The organism is Streptomyces sp. NPDC059456 (genome assembly GCF_042750055.1).
Classification (GTDB): domain Bacteria; phylum Actinomycetota; class Actinomycetes; order Streptomycetales; family Streptomycetaceae; genus Streptomyces.
In genome coordinates this window covers 1-2,286 of sequence record NZ_JBHYVA010000971.1, presented here as the reverse complement: position 1 = coordinate 2,286, position 2,286 = coordinate 1, and the positions used below count along the sequence as shown (strand labels likewise).

Genomic DNA, 2,286 nt, shown 5'->3' with positions numbered 1-2,286 from the left:
CCCGGGCGCGAGGGGGGGGCCGCGGGCGTGGTCGCGGGGGGGGGGGCGCGCCGCCGGTTCCGCGGCGCCGCCCTCATCCTGTTCAACGCCGCCGGCTCGCTCCCCGGCGACCTGCACAAGCTGTGGCGGGCCCGCACGGCAGACCAGTACCACGTGGAGTACGGCTACTCCTGCATGGGCTACGAGATCCCCGCCGCGATCGGCACCGCGCTGGCCGCACCCGGCCGGCCCGTGTGGGCGCTGGTCGGCGACGGGACGTACCTGATGAACCCCACCGAACTCGTCACGGCCGTGCAGGAGGGCGTCCCGATCAAGGTGGTGATCCTCGACAACCACGGCTACGCCTCCATCGGCGGCCTCTCCGGCGCCGTGGGCGGCGAGGGCTTCGGGACCGCCTACCGCTTCCGGGCGCAGGACGGTTCGTACACCGGCGCACCCCTGCCGGTGGACCTCGCGGCCAACGCGGCCTCCCTGGGAATGGCCGTGATCCGCACCCACACCATCGGTGACCTGCGGAAAGCCCTCGCCGAAGCGCGTGAGGCAGACCGCCCCACATGTGTCTACGCACAGACCCGAACACCCGACACTGTGTCGGGCCCGCCCCCGGCACAGGCGTGGTGGGATGTTCCTGTGGCCGAGACCGCGACCCGTGCGTCCGCGAACGCGGCCCGCGAAGAGTACGACCGGCAAGCCGCGCAGCGACGTCGCCATCTGTGAAGGAGCAAAAGGCATGAAGACCGTCAACCACTGGATCGGTGGCAAGACCGTCGAGGGCGCGTCGGGCAACTACGGCCCGGTCACCGACCCGGCCACCGGCGAGGTCACCACGCAGGTCGCCCTCGCGTCCGCCGACGAAGTCGACGCCGCCGTACGCGTCGCCCAGGAGGCGTACCAGACCTGGGGCCAGTCCTCGCTGGCCGCCCGCACCAAGGTGCTGTTCGCCTACCGCGCCCTGCTCGACGCCAACCGCGACGCCATCGCAGAGCTGATCACCGCCGAGCACGGCAAGGTCCACTCGGACGCGCTGGGCGAGGTCGCGCGCGGCCTGGAGATCGTCGAGCTGGCCTGCGGCATCACCACCCAGCTCAAGGGCGAGCTGTCGACCTCCGTCTCCAACCGGGTCGACGTCGCCGCCATCCGCCAGCCGCTCGGCGTGGTCGCGGGCATCACCCCGTTCAACTTCCCGGCGATGGTCCCGATGTGGATGTTCCCGCTGGCCGTGGCCTGCGGAAACACCTTCATCCTCAAGCCGAGCGAGAAGGACCCGTCGGCCGCCAACAAGCTGGCCGAGCTGGCCTCCGAGGCCGGTCTGCCGGCCGGTGTGCTCAACGTCGTCCACGGTGACAAGGTCGCCGTCGACGCGCTGCTCGCCCACCCCGGCATCGCGGCCGTCTCCTTCGTCGGCTCCACGCCGATCGCCCGCCACATCCACACCACCGCCTCCGCCAACGGCAAGCGCGTCCAGGCCCTGGGCGGCGCCAAGAACCACATGCTGGTGCTGCCGGACGCCGACCTGGACGCGGCCGCCGACGCGGCGGTCTCGGCCGCGTACGGCTCGGCGGGCGAGCGCTGCATGGCGATCTCCGCGGTCGTCGCCGTCGGCGCCATCGGCGACGCGCTGGTCGAGAAGATCCGCGAGCGCGCCGAGAAGATCAAGATCGGCCCCGGCAACGACCCGTCGTCCGAGATGGGCCCGCTGATCACCGCCGCGCACCGGGACAAGGTCGCCTCGTACGTGAAGGGCGCCGCCGACCAGGGCGCCGACGTGGTCCTGGACGGCACGGGCTACACCGTCGACGGCTTCGAGAAGGGCCACTGGATCGGCCTCTCGCTGCTCGACAACGTCAAGACCGACTCCGACGCCTACCGCGACGAGATCTTCGGCCCGGTGCTGTGCGTGCTGCGCGCCGAGACCTACGAGGAGGGCGTGGCACTGATCAACGCCTCGCCGTTCGGCAACGGCACCGCGATCTTCACCCGCGACGGCGGCGCGGCCCGCCGCTTCCAGCTGGAGATCGAGGCGGGCATGGTCGGCGTCAACGTGCCGATCCCGGTGCCGGTGGGCTACCACTCCTTCGGCGGCTGGAAGGACTCGCTCTTCGGCGACCACCACATCTACGGGAACGACGGCATCCACTTCTACACCCGCGGCAAGGTCGTCACGACCCGCTGGCCGGACCCGTCGGAAGGCCACATCGGCGTGGACCTGGGCTTCCCCCGCAACCACTGACCCGCAACCACTGACCCGCAACCGCTGATTCGCACGCAGTACCCCGGGGCCGCAGG

The 2,286-nt window shown here is 71.5% G+C and carries 2 protein-coding genes; both read left to right on the top strand.

Annotated elements, in window-relative coordinates; translation table 11 throughout:
* The coding region (locus ACFXA3_RS41210) for a thiamine pyrophosphate-dependent enzyme (protein ID WP_385196416.1) at positions 1 to 717 on the top strand (717 nt) is incomplete at its 5' end.
* Between the two features lie 13 nt (positions 718 to 730).
* On the top strand, positions 731 to 2,230 hold the full coding sequence (locus ACFXA3_RS41205) for a CoA-acylating methylmalonate-semialdehyde dehydrogenase (protein ID WP_385196413.1): 1,500 nt from the start codon (positions 731 to 733) through the stop codon (positions 2,228 to 2,230).
* Positions 2,231 to 2,286: the final 56 nt, after the last annotated feature.